Annotated in this window: 16 protein-coding genes; 15 read left to right on the forward strand and 1 reads right to left on the reverse strand. The window is 61.5% G+C overall.

The window, feature by feature from the left end:
- Positions 1 to 53: 53 nt before the first annotated feature.
- The 15 genes from ACKVY0_RS21245 (at position 54) to ACKVY0_RS21315 (ending at position 15,543) form a co-directional block, all read left to right on the forward strand.
- On the forward strand, positions 54 to 2,492 hold the full coding sequence (locus tag ACKVY0_RS21245) for an FHA domain-containing protein (RefSeq protein ID WP_409216853.1): 2,439 nt from the start codon (positions 54 to 56) through the stop codon (positions 2,490 to 2,492).
- Between the two features lie 50 nt (positions 2,493 to 2,542).
- The gene (locus tag ACKVY0_RS21250; RefSeq protein WP_409216854.1) at positions 2,543 to 4,261 is read left to right on the forward strand and encodes an FHA domain-containing protein; all 1,719 of its coding nucleotides are present in this window, start codon (positions 2,543 to 2,545) and stop codon (positions 4,259 to 4,261) included.
- Positions 4,262 to 4,432: 171 nt separating this feature from the next.
- A complete protein-coding gene (locus tag ACKVY0_RS21255; RefSeq protein ID WP_409216855.1) occupies positions 4,433 to 6,100 on the forward strand; it encodes an ABC1 kinase family protein in 1,668 nt (555 codons plus the stop codon).
- A gap of 93 nt (positions 6,101 to 6,193) precedes the next feature.
- Entirely contained in the window at positions 6,194 to 7,696 is a 1,503-nt protein-coding gene (gene xylB / locus ACKVY0_RS21260) for a xylulokinase (RefSeq protein ID WP_409216856.1), read from the forward strand.
- A 57-nt stretch (positions 7,697 to 7,753) separates the two neighbouring features.
- A complete protein-coding gene (locus tag ACKVY0_RS21265) occupies positions 7,754 to 7,957 on the forward strand; it encodes a type II toxin-antitoxin system HicA family toxin (RefSeq protein WP_409216857.1) in 204 nt (67 codons plus the stop codon).
- Positions 7,954 to 8,205 (forward strand): hypothetical protein, encoded by a 252-nt coding sequence (locus ACKVY0_RS21270; protein WP_409216858.1) that lies wholly within the window; start codon positions 7,954 to 7,956, stop codon positions 8,203 to 8,205. Before ACKVY0_RS21265 ends, ACKVY0_RS21270 begins: the two co-directional genes overlap by 4 nt.
- Before the next feature lie 31 nt (positions 8,206 to 8,236).
- Positions 8,237 to 8,587: an STAS domain-containing protein gene (locus ACKVY0_RS21275; RefSeq protein WP_409216859.1), complete on the forward strand. Its 351-nt coding sequence runs from the start codon at positions 8,237 to 8,239 to the stop codon at positions 8,585 to 8,587.
- 18 nt (positions 8,588 to 8,605) lie between these two features.
- A complete protein-coding gene (locus ACKVY0_RS21280) occupies positions 8,606 to 9,352 on the forward strand; it encodes an MlaE family ABC transporter permease (protein ID WP_409216860.1) in 747 nt (248 codons plus the stop codon).
- On the forward strand, positions 9,352 to 10,233 hold the full coding sequence (locus ACKVY0_RS21285) for an ABC transporter ATP-binding protein (protein ID WP_409216861.1): 882 nt from the start codon (positions 9,352 to 9,354) through the stop codon (positions 10,231 to 10,233). Before ACKVY0_RS21280 ends, ACKVY0_RS21285 begins: the two co-directional genes overlap by 1 nt.
- Positions 10,230 to 11,450, forward strand: a complete 1,221-nt coding sequence (locus ACKVY0_RS21290; protein ID WP_409216862.1) for an MlaD family protein — start codon at positions 10,230 to 10,232, stop codon at positions 11,448 to 11,450. Before ACKVY0_RS21285 ends, ACKVY0_RS21290 begins: the two co-directional genes overlap by 4 nt.
- Positions 11,443 to 13,113, forward strand: coding sequence for a SpoIIE family protein phosphatase (locus ACKVY0_RS21295; RefSeq protein ID WP_409216863.1), 1,671 nt, complete (start codon positions 11,443 to 11,445; stop codon positions 13,111 to 13,113). The genes ACKVY0_RS21290 and ACKVY0_RS21295 overlap by 8 nt, the downstream gene beginning before the upstream one ends.
- A gap of 93 nt (positions 13,114 to 13,206) precedes the next feature.
- Positions 13,207 to 13,653 (forward strand): DUF3592 domain-containing protein, encoded by a 447-nt coding sequence (locus ACKVY0_RS21300; protein ID WP_409216864.1) that lies wholly within the window; start codon positions 13,207 to 13,209, stop codon positions 13,651 to 13,653.
- Between the two features lie 118 nt (positions 13,654 to 13,771).
- Positions 13,772 to 14,431 (forward strand): lysophospholipid acyltransferase family protein, encoded by a 660-nt coding sequence (locus tag ACKVY0_RS21305; protein ID WP_409216865.1) that lies wholly within the window; start codon positions 13,772 to 13,774, stop codon positions 14,429 to 14,431.
- A 9-nt stretch (positions 14,432 to 14,440) separates the two neighbouring features.
- The gene (locus tag ACKVY0_RS21310; protein WP_409216866.1) at positions 14,441 to 14,974 is read left to right on the forward strand and encodes a hypothetical protein; all 534 of its coding nucleotides are present in this window, start codon (positions 14,441 to 14,443) and stop codon (positions 14,972 to 14,974) included.
- Complete coding sequence (locus ACKVY0_RS21315; RefSeq protein ID WP_409216867.1) at positions 14,974 to 15,543, forward strand: pseudouridine synthase; 570 nt, start codon at positions 14,974 to 14,976, stop codon at positions 15,541 to 15,543. Before ACKVY0_RS21310 ends, ACKVY0_RS21315 begins: the two co-directional genes overlap by 1 nt.
- 4 nt (positions 15,544 to 15,547) lie before the next feature.
- Here ACKVY0_RS21315 and ACKVY0_RS21320 read toward each other — a convergent pair whose 3' ends face one another.
- A complete protein-coding gene (locus tag ACKVY0_RS21320; protein ID WP_409216868.1) occupies positions 15,548 to 16,270 on the reverse strand; it encodes a sigma-70 family RNA polymerase sigma factor in 723 nt (240 codons plus the stop codon).
- Positions 16,271 to 16,272: the final 2 nt, after the last annotated feature.

The following is a 16,272-nucleotide window of genomic DNA, read 5'->3' on the forward strand; positions in this document are numbered from 1 at the left end:
AGAGTCGAGTTTGCTGTCGAAGTTCTGCCGGTAAAAACTGGCACACATCAAACATGGCAAAACTCACCTTTGTTCTCGAAGACGGCCAGGAAATCGAGGTTCTCCTCGCGGAGCGCATCACTTTGGGGCGCGGAGAAGACAATGATGTGGTCGTCGATGACGACCGCGTCTCGAAGCGCCATGCCGAGCTGGTGCGCAATGCGGACGGCAGCATTCAGGTGTTTGATGCGAACTCCACTGCCGGCACTTACGTCAATGGCGAGCGGGTGCGCAGCCACACCATCCGCCACGGCGACCGGCTGGCCTTTGGGCCACTGACCGCCGTCCTCGATCTGGACGAACCTACCACCAACGGCAAGCCGGTGAAGGCGGGCAAGATCGGAACACGCAAAAAGGACCGCACTGCGAAGAAAGACACCGGCAAGACCGCCCTGCCGCCCGAGGAAATGCAGGCGCGGCTGAATTCCCTGCAGCAGGAGGCCGCACAGTTCGACGCCGAGAAAACACGGCTGCAAGCTGAGGTGGAAACCACGCAAAAAGAACTCCGCGACTGGCAGGAGCGCGCTGAAAAGGAACGCAGCATGCACCACACCCGCGTGGAGGCCCTCCGCGCCGAGGAGGAGCGTCTCGCCCCCATGCGGGCCGCCGTGAAGGAAGCCGAGGCCACGCACGGTGAGTGGCTCAAGTCCATCCAGGCCCTCACCACCACGCACGAGGAGAAAACGGCCGCGCTGCAACGACTCGCAGCCCAGCATGACGAGAAAGCCGCCGATTTGCAGCGCCTCAACGCCGACGAGCATGCTGCGAGGCATGAGCTGCAAAGCCTTGCCACGCACCGGGATCAAGAACTCGCCCACCTCCAGCAGATCCGTGCCGAATGCACGCATGACGAGGCCGTGCTGGATGATCTGCGCCGGCAAATCGCCGAACTTGAAGAACGCAGCCAGGAAAGCCGGGAACTTGCCGAAGCACGCGAGGACCAAGTGAAGGCGGTGGAGAAAAAACTTGAGCAGCTCTCCCAGCGCCGCACGCAGATCGACGCACACATCAAAGAACTCTCAGGCACCGAGGAGCGGCTCGTGCAGGCGCTGACCCGCAGCCGTGAGGCGGAGGCGCAGCATGCCGCGCTCACGGTCGCCATCGCCGCGCTCGGTCAGGAGCAGCAGCGCTCCGAGGCGACGATCAAGGAACTCGAATCCCGCATCAGCGTGTTGCAGGATCATCACCAGCAGGTCACCGCCGCCACCGATACGGCCCGTGCGACACAGCAGCGCACTGAAGCATCACTTCACCGCGTTCAGAACGAACTCGCCGCACGCGAAACAGATCTCGCCACCCGCAGCACCGAACTGGCTGCTGAAACGCAACGTCTGGAAGAAACGAGGACGCGCCGGGCTGAAATCGAGCGGCAGTGCCAGGAACTCGCCGCCACGGAGCAAAAACTGGCAAACGTAAAGCAGCAGCTTGCCACCACCGAACAGCAGCTCGCAGAGGTGAAGACCGACATCACGACTGGCGCAGCGCTGATCGTCACGCACCAGGCCTCTGTCAAAGGACTCGAAGGTGAAGAAAGCGCCGCCAAAGGCCGCATCGAAGTGCTGTATGCACGCGAGAAAGATCTGCGCGCCGAACTCACCAACCTCGCCACGTCGGAACGCAGTGAACGCACACGCTTCGAGGAGGTGCGCCAGCTTGCCGCCGAGGCGGAAACAGGCCACCGCACGCAGCAGCAGCAGCTTGCCGCCAGTCTTGACAGCACCCGCCGTGAGCTAGCGGACCTCGTCTCCCGACTCACGCCGTTGCGCGAGTGGAAGGAGGCCATGGACCAGCTCTACGCCCGCCTCGCCACGCTGCCGCAGGACTCCCCCGAGGCACGCGACCTCTGGCACGAGATCGAAAAAGAAAAAGCCGGCCTCCACAGCCTCATCGTCACCGCGCGCACCCAGGCGCGTGCCATGCCGCTCAGTGAAGCCGTCCGCCACAATGCCAGCACGGCACCGGGTCACAACGCTGCTCCAGAGCCGCGTGCCGCTGTTGGCAACGGCCAGGAGTCCACGTTGCGCTCCCGGCTCAATCACCTGCGCGAAAGCGTCCAGCGTGAGGAAGCACGCCTCGAGTCCTTGCGCAAAGAACGCAGCCGCGAGGAGACCCGCCCCCGCTCCGGCGGCCCCGCCGCAGAAGCCATGCTGCGCGAGCATAGCCGCCAGTTGGAGGCCAAAATTCGTCAGGAAGAGGAGCGTCAAACCGCCCTGCTGCGTCAGCTCGAAGCGTCCGCCCACGAAGAAGAAAAGCGCCGTGAAAAAATCACCGAACTGGAGCGCAAACTCGCCGAACTCCGTGCCGACATCGCCGAGGCCGAGCGGCAGCGCAGCGAGCTGCGCCAGCAAGCCGATCTCGCCCATACCGAACTTAAAAACTACGAGTCGGCCATCGACCGCGTCATGAAAAAACACACGGACCAAGACCACTCTTTGCCGCAAATGCCCGGTTGATTCCAACCTCGGCATCGACATTGCTGATCCTGTAAAAAAGCAGACACCCCATGGCAAAACTCACCTTCGTTCTCGAAGACGGACAGGAAGTGGTGGTTCCCCTCACGGAACGCATCACCATTGGCCGTGGCGAGGACAATGACGTGGTCGTGGATGACGAGCGCATCGCCCCGCAGCACGCGGAACTGCTGCAAAACGCGGATGGCAGCATCCAAGTCTTCGATTTGAAGTCCGCCACCGGCACTTTCGTCAACGGCGAACGCCAGCGGAGCTGCACCCTGCTGCACGGTGATAGGCTCGCCTTCGGCCCGCTCATCGCCATGCTGGACCTGGAACTTCCAGACGCAGCCATGCCGCCGGATGCGGCGCCGATAGAGTCCCCTCCGGCAGTTCCGGTGCCCGCCGCCGACCATGCGGAAGCAATCGCCCATTTGGAGGCAGAAAAAGCGCGACTGAAGGCTGAAGTGGATGCCGCCGAGAAGGAATTGCGCGATTGGCAGCAGCGCGCCGAGAAAGAGCGTGCGATGCACAATGCACGGGTGGAATCTCTCCGTGCCGAGGAGCAGCAGCTCGCGCCGTTCCAAGCCGCCGTGCAAGAGGCCAAAAACGCCCATCACGATTGGCTGGAGGCCATCCAGACACTCTCCAGCCAGCACGAAGAAAAAACCGCCGCCCTTGAGCGCCTCAACACCCAGCACTTCGAAAAATCCACCGAAGTGCAGCGCCTCACCAACACCGCCGCCGCCGCTCAGGAGAAGGTGGACGCCCTCGACGCACGCCTCACGCAAGTGCGTGATGAATGCGAGCAGGACGAGGTTTTGCTGAACACGCTACGCCAGCAGGTCATCGAGATGGAGGCCCGCCTCAAAGAAGGCCAGGAACTCGCCGCCACACGCATCGAACAGGTGCAGACGACGGAGAAAAAGATCGCGCAGCTTGAACAGCTCGCGCAGCATCTGGAAACGGTCGAAGCGCATATCGAAGAACTCCGCGGCAGCGAGGAACGGCTCGAACAAGCCCACGCCCGCTGCCAGGAGGCGGAGACGCGGCACGCCACGCTCACCGCCACCCTTGAGACGCTGGCCAAGGAGCAGCGGCGTGCCGAGACCGCCGTCAAAGATCTCTCAGATCGCTCCACCAAGTTGCAGCAGTCCACCACCGCCGCCGAAGCAGCGCTGGCCCGTGCCCAGACCGACCTCGCCGCCGCAACGCGACGCCTCGAAGAAACTCAGGCGCGCCGTGCCGAAATCGAACAGCAGTGCCAGGAACTCGCTGCCACCAAACAGCAGCTTGCCGACGTGCGGCAGCGCCTCACCGCCGTCGAACAGCGGTACCGCGACGCGCAGGCCAACCACACCGACGGCGGGCCGCAGATCGCCAAACGTAAGGCCACCAAAGACGAGGACCCCAAACCCGCCGCTGCGGAAGGCACTGCGCAACACGCAGAACTCACGCGCCAGATCGCAGCCGCCCGGCGCGAACTCGCTGAACTGGAGGCCAAGACCGCTCCTCTGCGCGACTTACAGGCAAGCACGGGCCAGCACCATGCCGTCCTGCCGCCAGATGCGTCCGTAGCACAGGCTTTCGGCGGCGAGATCGCCACCGAACCGACCACCGTGCATATCTCCGCACCGCGCATCGTCCACGTCGATGCCATCCTCCTCAGCCCCATCCCGATGAAGTCCGAACGCACCCGCGTTCAAAACGCGAACAACTCATCACCACCACCGAAGTCGTCCGCGCCCAAATCGAAGGCCAAAAAGAGCTGACCGCCCCTGGCTGCGGGCGAATTCGCAGACAGTCCGCCACCTCAGTTTCTGACTCATGCTCTGCCATTTTTCATGCGTGGCTATCCCTGCTGTCTGCTGGACAGATGCGGCACGCACGCGCTGCATTCCCCATTGTAAACAGGGGCGTTTCCGCCTTCACTCGTCCTCACCATGAAGATCGACGCCCTGGCCCGACTCGAACGTTATGCAAAGCGCATCGCGGAAATCGCCGCCGTGCTCGGCAAATACGGACTGGCGGACTTGTTCGGCGGTTTCAAATACGCCTGGCTCCAGGACCGGCTCAAAAGCGCGGACGGCCACTCACTCACCGCAGGCGTGACGCAGGCCGCCCGTGCGCGCATGGCGCTCACCGAGCTGGGCACCACCTTCATCAAGCTGGGGCAGATGCTCAGCACCCGCGCAGATTTGCTCGGCCCCGAGCTGACCGAAGAACTCTCTCAATTGCAAGCCAACGTGCCGCCCGATGCCGCCAGCGTGGCACGCGCAACGATTGAAACAGAACTAGGCCTGCCGATTGAGCAGCTCTTTGCCAGTTTCGACGACACCCCGCTCGCCGCCGCCTCCGTCGCGCAAGTGCATGCCGTATTGCTGCACACCGGCCAGAGCGCGGTGGTCAAAGTGCGCCGTGCTGGCGTGGCGGAACAAGCCGCGACGGATGTGGAGATCGTCCAGGCACTCGCGGAGCTGCTGGAGACGCATTCTCCGGCTTTGCGCGCCTATCAGCCGCTGGCGGTGGTGCGCCAGTTCCGCCGCACGTTGCTGCGCGAACTCGATTTCACCTACGAGCGGCAAAATCAGGAGGAGTTTGGTCGCAACTTCGCCGACGACCCGACCGTGCGTATTCCAGAGGTCTTCAGCGATCTTTGCTCGCATCAAGTCGTGACCATGGAGCACCTAGAAGGCATCATCGGCGCGGACATTGAAACGCTGAAGCAGTCCGGCGAAGACTTGGGCGAGTTCGCCAAACGCGGGGCCAACATGTATCTCGAAATGGTCTTCCGCGACGGCTTCTACCACGCCGATCCGCATCCCTGCAATCTCATCCTGCTGCCCGGCAACATCGTTGGTGTCATCGACTGCGGCATGGTCGGCCGCATCGACGAAGATCTGCGTGATGAAGTCGAAGCGCTGCTCATGGGCATCGTGGAAAACGATTCCGAACTCGTGGCCGAGCAGGTGCTGCGCCTCGGTGCCGTGCCGTCTGACTGTTCGCGTGAAAAACTCCGCGCCGACCTCCAGGACTTCATGGCCGACTTCACCGGCCATCCGCTGAACGAAATCCACGTCGGCGCGGCCTTGAGCAATCTCGTGGAGATCATCCGCAGTCATCACATCGTCCTGCCACCGACATTGGCACTGCTGTTGAAAACCCTCATCGTGCTGGAAGGCACCTCACGTCGCTTCAGTCCGGACGTGAGCCTCGCAGAGCTGATGCAGCCCTACTGCTCACGCCTCATGCTGCGACGTTTCTCGCCCGGTCGCATCGCCAAACGCGCCCGCCGCACCTTCCGCGTCTGGGACCGCCTGCTCACCGCCCTGCCGCGTGATCTGACCGATCTGCTCGCCCGCTTTCGCGATGGCTCACTCACGGTGCATCTTGATCACCGCCATCTCGATCCCATCGTCAACCGTCTCGTCCTCGGCATCCTCACCGCCGCCGTCTTCCTCGGCTCCAGCGAGCTTTGGAGCCGCGAGGCCAAGCCGCTGTTCTACGGCGTGTCCATCTTCGGTGCCGTTGGCTACACGATCTCCCTCTACCTCGGCTGGCGTCTCATGCGCGCCATCCGCAAGTCCGGGAACATTCAGTCGAAGGATTGAGGCAGGAGTTCAGACTCGGGTCGCGAACTTTGAACCTTGAACTTTGAACCAACTGGCCGAAAACCTCCCAACCAACCCAACTCTTTCCCAACCATGTATTTCCTCGGCATCGACAGCGGCACACAGAGCACCAAGGCCATCGTTCTGGACCTCGACAGCGGCAACATCATCGCCACCGGGCACAGTTCGTATGATTTGATCGAAGGCCTGCCTCCCGGCCATCTCGAACAAGATCCGCAGTCGTGGCTCGACGCGGTGGATGCTTCGGTGCGGCAGTGCCTCGATCAAATTGGCAAAGACAAGGCCAAGATCGCCGGCATCGGCGTCAGCGGGCAGCAGCACGGCCTTGTCGCACTCGGCGCGGACGATAAACCGGTGCGTGCAGCGAAACTGTGGTGCGACACTTCCACGCAGGCGCAGTGCGCCGAGATCGCGCATCATTTCGGTGGCCAACCGGGTGTGATCGCCGTCGCTGGCAATGCCATGCTGCCGGGCTACACGATTCCGAAGCTGCTATGGATGAAACAGAACGAGCCGGAGAACTTTACGAAGACGAAGACCATTCTGCTGCCGCATGATTACATCAACTTCTGGCTCAGCGGCGTGAAGCGCATGGAATACGGCGACGCGTCCGGCATGGGCATCCTCAATGTGAACACCCGCCAGTGGGCGTATGAGATCTGCGATTACATCGACCCCAGCGTGCGCGGCATGCTGCCGCCGCTTGGCTCCTCGAAGGCCGTGCATGGCACGATTCGCAAGGACTTGGCCGTGCAATGGGGCCTGAACTTCGATGTGATCATCAGCGCCGGCGGCGGCGACAACATGATGGGCGCGATCGGCACCGGCAACATCAAGCCCGGCGTCGTCACCGCCAGCTTCGGCACCAGCGGCACGCTGTATGGCGTCGCTGCGTCACCTATCGTGGATGGCCAGGGTGAAGTCGCCGCGTTCTGCGACAGCACCGATCAATGGCTGCCGCTCGTTTGCACCATGAACGTCACCGTCGTCACCGAGCAGGTGCGCGAGATGTTTCGCTGGGATCTGAAGCAGCTCGAAACCGCGGTGAAATCCGCCCCCGTAGGTGCCGATGGCGTGATGTTCCTGCCATATCTCAATGGTGAACGCACCCCCAACCTCCCGAACGGCACCGGCGTCATCCACGGCCTGCGTCCGACCAACATGACGCCCGCCAACATGGCCCGTGCCGCCGTCGAAGGTGCCACGCTCGGCCTTGCGTATGGTTTGAAGCGCTTTCGCGACCTCGGCATGAACCCGACCGAGATCCGCCTCACCGGCGGCGGCAGCAAGAGCGCCACCTGGCGTCAAATCGCCGCCGACTGCTTCAACGCCGAAGTCGTCACACTCAACACGAGCGAAGGCGCCGCGCTCGGCGGTGCCATCCAGGCCGCGTATGCCCACGCCAACCAAAGCGGCAGCGAACGCGTCAGCTACGAAACGCTCTGCGCCAAGCTCGTCACCCTCGACGAAACCACCCGCTGCAAACCCAACGCCGCAAACGCCGCCTTGTATGCCGCGCAGCTCGAGAAGCAGATGGAATTGACCGGGCGCTTGAATCAAACCGGCTGGCTGTAAACATGATTGGCGAAACATTCGTCATTTGGAAATTCGTCATTCGTCATTCCACCCCTCATGCCCCGCAAAATCCGTGAACTGATCCGCGACCTGGAACAATCCGGTTTTTATCTGGTCAAAGGCCAGGGCAAGGGCGATCATCGCAAGTTCAAACATCCCCGTGTTGCGCGTTTTGCGATCATTGATGGACGCGACGGCGAGGATGCGCATCATTACCAGGAGAAACAGATCAAACAACGCATCCAGGAGTCCAAGTCATGAGAACCCCGGCCCAGCAATACGCGGAACGCTACATGAAACTCGTTCGTTGGAGCGATGAGGACGGCTGCTTTGTCGGCAGCATCCCGGATCTTTGCGGCGACTGCTGCCATGCCAACACCGAGGCCAAGGTGTATGCGAAGCTGGTGCTCATCGCCGAAGATTTGATCACCGATTTCCTCAATGAAGGCGGCCCAACCACTCTCCCGCCCGTCTCCGTGCGCCCCATGCGGGAACTGGCGGCAGCTTGACCTCTTGACCGTTGACCGCTTGACCTCCTCCATGAAACCCACCCTCCGCTCCCACCCGAACGCCGTCGTCATCGAACTGGAGGGCGATGCCGACCTCGCGACGGTGCCTGAGTTTCAAAAACTCGTGCGCGAACAGATGAAGGCCAAGGTGAAGCGGCTGATCATCGACTTCTCAAAGGTCACCTTCGTTAACACACCGGTCTGGGCCGTGGTGGTCGAGTATTACCAGCATGCGAGCGGTGCTGGCAGCGAGTTCGCGCTCACCGGCATTCAAGGACGCGTGGAGGCCTCGTTCAAGATCGTCCGCCTCGGCGATTTCATCCTGCACCTGCCCACCGTCGAGGAGGCGCTGAATGCCGCCGACTTAAAGAGCAAGCGTTAAGCCTTCGCCCCACCGCGCATGATCGAAGCCTTCCGCCAATACTTCGCATTGTGTGGCAGTCTTCTCTACTGGCTCTTTGCGGCTCCGTTTCGTGGCAAACCGTGGCGCATCGGCCACACCTACGCGCAAATCGTCCGCATCGGCGTGCATGCGGTGCCGATGGCGGCGCTGACGGCCCTGACCATCGGTGTCGTGCTGGCGATGCAGTCTGCCGCACAGCTCGCAAAACTCGGTGCCACGGTCTATGTGCCCGGCCTCGTGTCCTCCAGCCTCATTCGCGAACTCGCGCCGCTGGTCACGGCGGTGATCGTCATTGGCCGCAGTGGATCATCGGTCACTGCTGAACTCGGCACGATGAAAGTCTCGGAAGAAATCGAAGCGCTCGAAGTCATGGCCATCCCGCCGATGTCCTACCTCATCGTGCCGCGTTTCCTCGCGATGGTCATCATGATGCCGCTGCTCACCGTATTCAGCATCTACGTCGGCCTCACCGGCGGCTGGTTGATCGGCCATTACTCGTTGAACATGTCCACCGCCTACTTTGTGAGCCATGCGCTGCAATACGTCGAACTGAGCGATGTCGGCATCGGCCTGCTCAAGAGCGGCGTCTTCGGCGTTCTGATCGTCACCATCGCCTGCAGCATCGGTTTAAACGTCTCCGGCGGTGCTGAAGGCGTCGGCCTCGCCACCACGCGCTCAGTCGTCGTCTCGCTGCTCAGCGTTTTCATCGCCAACGCCGTGCTCACCGCCTTGTTTTTCTTCTGATGAAGCCTCACGTACCAGATGCAGCCGCCGAACCGATCATCGAGGTCGATTCGCTGGTGCGGCATTTTGGAACGCAGAAGGTGCTCGATGGCGTGAGCTTCAAAGTCTATGCCGGTGACACCTTCATCATCATGGGTGGCAGCGGCTGCGGCAAAAGCACGCTGCTGCGTCATCTCATCGGCACCGAGAAGCCCACCTCCGGCAGCATCAAGGTTTTCGGCCAGGAGATCACCACCATGCGCGCTGAAGCGCTGCAAAAACTGCGTGGCCGCTATGGCATGCTGTTTCAATCCGGTGCGCTGCTGCAATCGCTCACCGTGGCAGAGAACGTGGCGCTCCCGCTGGTCGAACACACACAGCTCGATGCTGGCTTGATCGACACCGTGGTCAAAATGAAGCTGGAGCAGGTCGGACTGACCGGTCACGGCCACAAGAAGCCTTCGGAGATCAGCGGCGGCATGAAAAAGCGTGCCGCACTGGCCCGAGCGCTCGCCTTGGACCCGCCGCTGGTGTTCAGCGACGAACCCACCGCCGGACTCGACCCCATCATGACCGCCGTCGTGGATGAGCTCACGCAGCGTCTCACGCAGAAGATCGGTGCCACGGTCGTCGTCGTCACCCATGACATGAACAGCGTCTTCCGCATCGGCACGCGCATCATCATGCTCGGCACCGGCCCGAATCAGGGCAAGGTCATCGCCGCTGGCACGCCGGAGGAAATCAAAGCGCATCCCAATCCTGCCGTGCAGCAGTTCATCAACGGCGACCCCAAAGGTGACGGCACCGATGACTCCGGCGAGCTGCTGTATCGGGAAACACTGCTTGGCATCAACGACACCGGGAAGTATTCACGCTCCGCCATTCACTCCTCAAAGCCATGAAAAACAAGCATGACGCCCTCGTGGCCATTTTGGTCATCCTTTGCTCGCTGGTGCTGCTCGGTGCGCTGTTGTTCGCGATCTCCGGCGATCCCTGGCGCAAACCGCACCTGCGTTTCTCCGTCGATTTCGAGGACGTGACTGGCATCCGCCGCAACACCGCCGTGCTCTATGCCGGCGACAACATCGGTGTCGTCGAACGCATCGAACACCTCGCCCCTGCCGACCGCCTCGTCCTCAGCCGCACCGTGCGCGTTCACATCGAGGTGTTTGAGCAGGCGTCGATCCCGGCAAACGTCAATGTCCTCATAAGCGCCGAATCCATTCTCGGTGAAAAGCACATCGCTCTCGTGCGCATGGATGACAAAGGTGGCCCGCTGGCCGATGGCTCGAAGCTCACGTCCTCCAGCCTCGGCAGCCTGCTGGAGGTGATGCTACCTGGAGGCGATGCGATCTTTGCCAACATCCGGGACATCACTGCCGACCTCAAAAAAATCACCAGCCCGCTTGGCAAAGGCGATGCTGCGCAAAAGATCACCGACTCGCTCGCCAACATCGAATCGTTCACCGAAGAACTGAAAACCGTCTTTGCGGGCGATGGCAAAACACCCGGCTTCGGTCAGAAGCTCAAGGACGTTGCCACCAAGCTCGAAGAAACCGCCACCGGCATCCAGGAACTCGTCAAAGGCCCGAAAGGCGCAGCAGATAAGGGTCTCGCGAATCGTGCGGATGCCATCCTCGCCAACCTCGAAACCTTCTCCAAGGAGCTAAATCAAACCATCACCGGCACTGCCGATGGCAAACCCGGCCTGAGGGCGCGCATTGAGGAGATCACGACCGACCTGCACAAGCTCCTCGCCGGTGGCGAAGGCGCCTCCGGTCCGGGTTTGGAGAAAAATCTCGACGTCACGATGCGCAAAGTTCACACGCTGGTCGAAGAGATGAGCGCCCTCGTCGTCTGGGGCGAATACATCACCGGCACGCTCGCGGAAAAACCCAGCCGTCTGATCTTTGGCAGTAAAGAAAACGAAGTGCCGAGCAAGGAGCAGATCATCGAGCACATGCGCCGCACCCAGACGCCGTATCCCGTGCGCATCAAAGAACTCGAATCCGGTGCGAAACCCGCCGCCAAGCCAGGCACCAGCCCCATGCCGCCCGAAAGCGCCACGCCGGAGGAAAAGAAGAAAGGCATCCTCAATCTCTTCAAACGCCGTGAGTAATCCGCAGCCCATCGCCTTACGTCAGGCCGTGTTGATCGACGTGGCGCGTCGTTTGAGCAGCACGCACGACCTCGTTGAGCTGGTCGATCACATTCTCAAACAATCGCGTGAGGTCATGGACTGCGAAGTCTGCTCCATCCTGCTGCCAGACGGCCCCAGCGAGGACTTGCTCATCCGCTCCACGCTTGATCCTATCAATTCGATGGATGTGCGCGTACCAAAGGGCAAGGGCATCGCCGGTGATGTCTATGCGACGAAAAAAATCGTCAACATCGAGGACGCGCTCAATGATCCCCGCCACTTCCGCCCGGTCGCGGACAAGACCGAACTCGTCACCCGTGCGATGGTCACGATCCCGCTGCTCAATGGCGAGCACTGCCTCGGCGTCATGCAGGCGATCAATCCCAATCACAGCGCCGCCTTCACGCCGCAGGATGTGGAAATCTTTGAAACCTTCGGCAGCCTCATCGCCGTGACGTTGCTGCGGCTCGAATCGCAAAAGAAAGCCATTCAAGAGGCCGAAAATCGTCAGCAGCTCTCCCTTGCAGCGGAAATTCAGAACTCCTTCCTGCCAGCACCCCAGGTGCGCCTCGGTGATGTCGCCGTGGAAACCTTCTATGAGCCTGCCAGCGAAGTCGGTGGCGATTTTTTCTTCTGGCATCAGATCGACGACGGCAAAATCCTTCTCGGTGTCGGCGACGTCTGCGGCAAAGGCCTGCCTGCTGCGCTCGACATGGCCCGTGGCACCACGCTCATCGCATCGACCGCACATTTGTGCGTGAACATGAATCTTGCGGAATGGATGACCGCGTTGAACCAAAAACTCTGCGGCGTGATGAAAGCCGGCCGCTTCATCGCCATCAACGCCATGCTGGTGTGCCCGAAGTCGCGGCAGGTGCATCTTTGCTGCGCTGGATTGCCCGGTGCGCAGGTCTTCGACGGCAAGGCGTGGAAAGAAGTCCCTGCACCCGGCAATGCGCCGCTCGGCATCTCCTGTGCCGCACGTTACGAAGAATGGGTGCTGCCCTTCAGCACCGGCCGCCACTGGATGCTCTTCACGGATGGCATCCTCGAAGTGCAAAACAGCGCGGGCGAGTATTTCGAAGACCAAGCCTTCGCCGCCGCCATGCAGCATACCAATGGTGGCGACGGCTTCTTGAGCCACCTCGTCGAACAATGGCGCACCTTCGCCCATGGCGCGAGTTATCAAGACGACGCCACCGTGCTGACGATCACCGATCACTCCACGCCGCCGCCCTGCGAACTCGCCCTCTCCTGCCATCCCGACACGCTGCGCCTCGTGCGCGAGTTTATCGAGGCATGGGCGGGTTATCACGGCCTAAGTGATGCCATCACCGGCTTCATCGTGCTCGGCTGCGATGAAGTGATGAGCAACATCTGCAAATACGCCTACTGCGCCACCAGCACCGAGCGCCCCGCCTCCTGCCGCATCGAGTCAGACGCCGACTCGGTCCGCATCTTCATCGAGCATCACGGTGAAGGCATCACCAACGAGGACTTTGCCAAACTCATCGCCCCGCCCTCCACCGGCCAGCGCATCGGCGGCCTCGGCCTCCATGTCATCAGCGAGATCTTCGACCGCGTCGATTTCCGCCGGGAAGCAGGCAAATCGGTCATTGAGCTGATGAAAACGGTTCCGTGAGCTAGGTTCGAAAAAAATTACCAGGCCTCCAATAATTTCATTGACCATTTGCGAGGGTTTCCATAAAACCGCGCCCTCACCCTGAAATCATCTATGGAGACACCCACCAAAATCAAACTGTTCGCGGCCATTGCCGTCATCGCCGGCCCGTTTCTCACCTACAACGGCCATTTGGAAAAAGAACGGCTCGCCAAGCTGGAGAAAGAAGGCGTCACGGTGGACGGCATGATTGGGGGCGGCGAGTCGCGGCGCAGCGGCAAGCGCTCACGCAGCTACAATTTCGATGTCACGTTCACCCCGCAGGGTGGTGCTCCCGTGACGAAGACCTTCAAGGTGACCTCGAGTTTCTTCTCCGCACGAACGAACGACACGTCCGTCACCGATCCGCTGGTCAAGGTGCGCTATCTCGCCGCCAACGCGCAGGACAGCGCCATCATCGTCGATGGTTCGGATGATGACGCCTTGATGTTTCCCGTGGGCATCGGTGCATTTGCCGTCGGCTTGATCACACTGATTGTCATGTTCATGCGCAAAGGTTAGCGACAGCGCACACACCAGGATCGAAGCCACCGGGCGGAAGATTTTCTTCCGCCCATTTTATGGGCTGGCATCCGCATCTTGACCACCGCACAGAACACCGCCATGCAATGCGGCATTCATGGCCAAAATCCGCATCAAGAACGTCGGCAAGATCATCGCATGGCTCATGCGCGGCATTGGCGCGACGTTGAGCTGGGAAGTGCGTGATGATGCGGGTGTGTTTGATGCCACGCGCAAAGGCTGGATCTGGTCCTTCTGGCACAACCGCATGTTTCTCATCCCCTGGCTGCATCATGAGTGGTTCGCCAACGTTCCCGGCACCATTCTGACCAGCCCCAGCGGCGATGGGCAGATCATCGCCGACATCTGCGAGAGCTTCGGCATCGAAGCCGAGCGCGGGTCGAGTTCCAAGCCTGAGAAAGGCATGAGCGCCCTCATCGCGCTGGCCAAGAAATCCAATGAAGGCTACGAGATCGGCATCACACCCGACGGGCCACGCGGCCCGCTGCATCGCGTGCAGCCCGGCATCGTGAAACTCGCCCAGCTCACCGGCACACCGATCATTCCCGTGCATCTGCATTACAGCCACTTCATCCAGTTCAAGACCTGGGACGAGTTCCTCCTGCCGTTGCCCTTTGCCAAGGTCACGATCGTCTTCGACAAGCCGCACCACATCCCGCGTCGCATGAGCGAGGCGGAGTTTGAGCAGCAGCGGCTCGCGTTGGAAGATGTGATGCGGCTTGGAACCACTCTTGAAAATCTTCAGCATTCCCGCTAGCCTCGGCGCATGGAAACGCTCTCCGTTCGTTGCAACCACTGCGGCGCCCCGCTCCAAGTGGCCGAAAACACCCGCTTCGTCACCTGCCAGTTCTGCCAGAGCAGTCTGGAGGTGAAGCGCACCGACAACTCCATTTTCACCGAGGAAGTCGCCAAGATCGCTGCGAACACCGGCAAGATGGCGGAGAGCCTTGAAGTGATCACCGTGCAGAATGAGATCGAACGCTTGGATCGTGAGTGGGGCATCGAACAAGCGGAGTCGATGGTTCAAGGCCGCAACGGCCCGCGCCCACCGGGCAATCCCACGTTTGGTCTCGCGTTTGCCATTTTCTTCGCCGTGGTCTGCTTTGGCATGGCCTCGTTCTCCAGTTCATTCGGTGCGCCGGGCATCTTCCAGCTTGTTCCCATTGGCATGGGACTGTTTGTCTTGGTGGCTGGCGTCATGGGTGTGGCGAATGGTCAGACGCGTGAAACCGCACACTCACACTACCAGCAGCGCCGCGCTGAACTGACGCGTGAGCTTGAAGCGTTGAAGCAGAAGTGATGCTCATCGCCTTCTACAAGCCTTTCGATGTCCTCTCCCAGTTCACGCAGGAGCATCCATCGCATCGCACGTTGGCCGAGTTCGGCTTCCCACCACATGTCTATGCCATCGGTCGCTTGGATCGTGACTCGGAAGGACTCCTGCTGCTCAGCGATGAAGCACACTGGAACGACCGACTGCTCAATCCACGCCACGCTCATCCGCGCAGTTACCACGCTCAGGTCGAAGGCGAAATCAGTGACGAAGCGCTACGCAAACTGCGCTCCGGCGTCGATTTGAAGGAATTCCGCACCCTCCCCTGCAAGGCGCAGCGTCTCGACACCGAACCCGCCCACCCGCCACGTGATCCGCCCATCCGCTTCCGCAAATCCGTGCCGACTTCGTGGCTCGAACTCACTCTCACCGAAGGCAAAAACCGCCAGGTCCGCCGCATGACCGCCGCCGTTGGTTTTCCCACGCTCAGGCTCATCCGCGTGAGCATCGGTGGCCTGCGTTTGGCCGATCTGACGCTCCAGCCAGGCCAGTGGCGCGAATTGACCGCTGCGGAGCAACACCGCGCTGCCGGCTGAGCAGTCACGGCGTCAGTGCCTGCAGCAGCTCGCGCATTTCGTCATTCGCATCGTTGCCGACATCCAGGGTGGGCGCGATTTCTGCTTTGACCTTCTGCCGAAATGCCTGCCGCAGTCGGCTGAGCGTTTTGCGCAGTGTGGCGGCACTTTGCGCCTGTTGTTCCGCCAGCAACGCGATGTCACCGTGGTCTGGATCACCGGCGATGAAGGGCTGCAGCAGTGCAAACTCAGCCGCACGACCTGCAGCGGCCCATTCGGCCGCCAGCGCAGCCGTGGCCCGGCGCAACACATGGAGCGCCCACTGGCGGTCAAACTCGCGATCCGGCGGCAGCGTCTGTTGATCGCCGGGGTCGATGCCGGGCGAAGTGTCGGTGCCCGCAGCCAGCGCCACGTTTTCCACGCCGCCGCCGCGCTTTTGCCGCGCATTGTGCTCGCGACGATGGCTGAGGTGATGTTTCAGCGCGCCGAGCAGGTAGCTGCGGAACCGCCCGCGCCCCGGCTCCGCGCCGCCGAGCGCCGGCTTTTCCAAGATCACCTCGAAGAACTCATGCGCCGTCTCCCGTGCCGCATCCGCTGCGCTCCCGCTGCGGCGGAGGAAAGCGACGACCGGCTCGTAATACGCCGCGCACAGCTCACTCAGAGCCGCTTGGCCCTCGGCACTGTGGCCGGTGGCGTGGCGCACGAGCGTCCAGCGCGTGGTGGCGAAGACGGTGAGGCTTGTTTTCATGG

The sequence above is a fragment of the Prosthecobacter sp. genome (assembly GCF_046154365.1).
Taxonomy (GTDB): Bacteria; Verrucomicrobiota; Verrucomicrobiia; order Verrucomicrobiales; family Verrucomicrobiaceae; genus Prosthecobacter.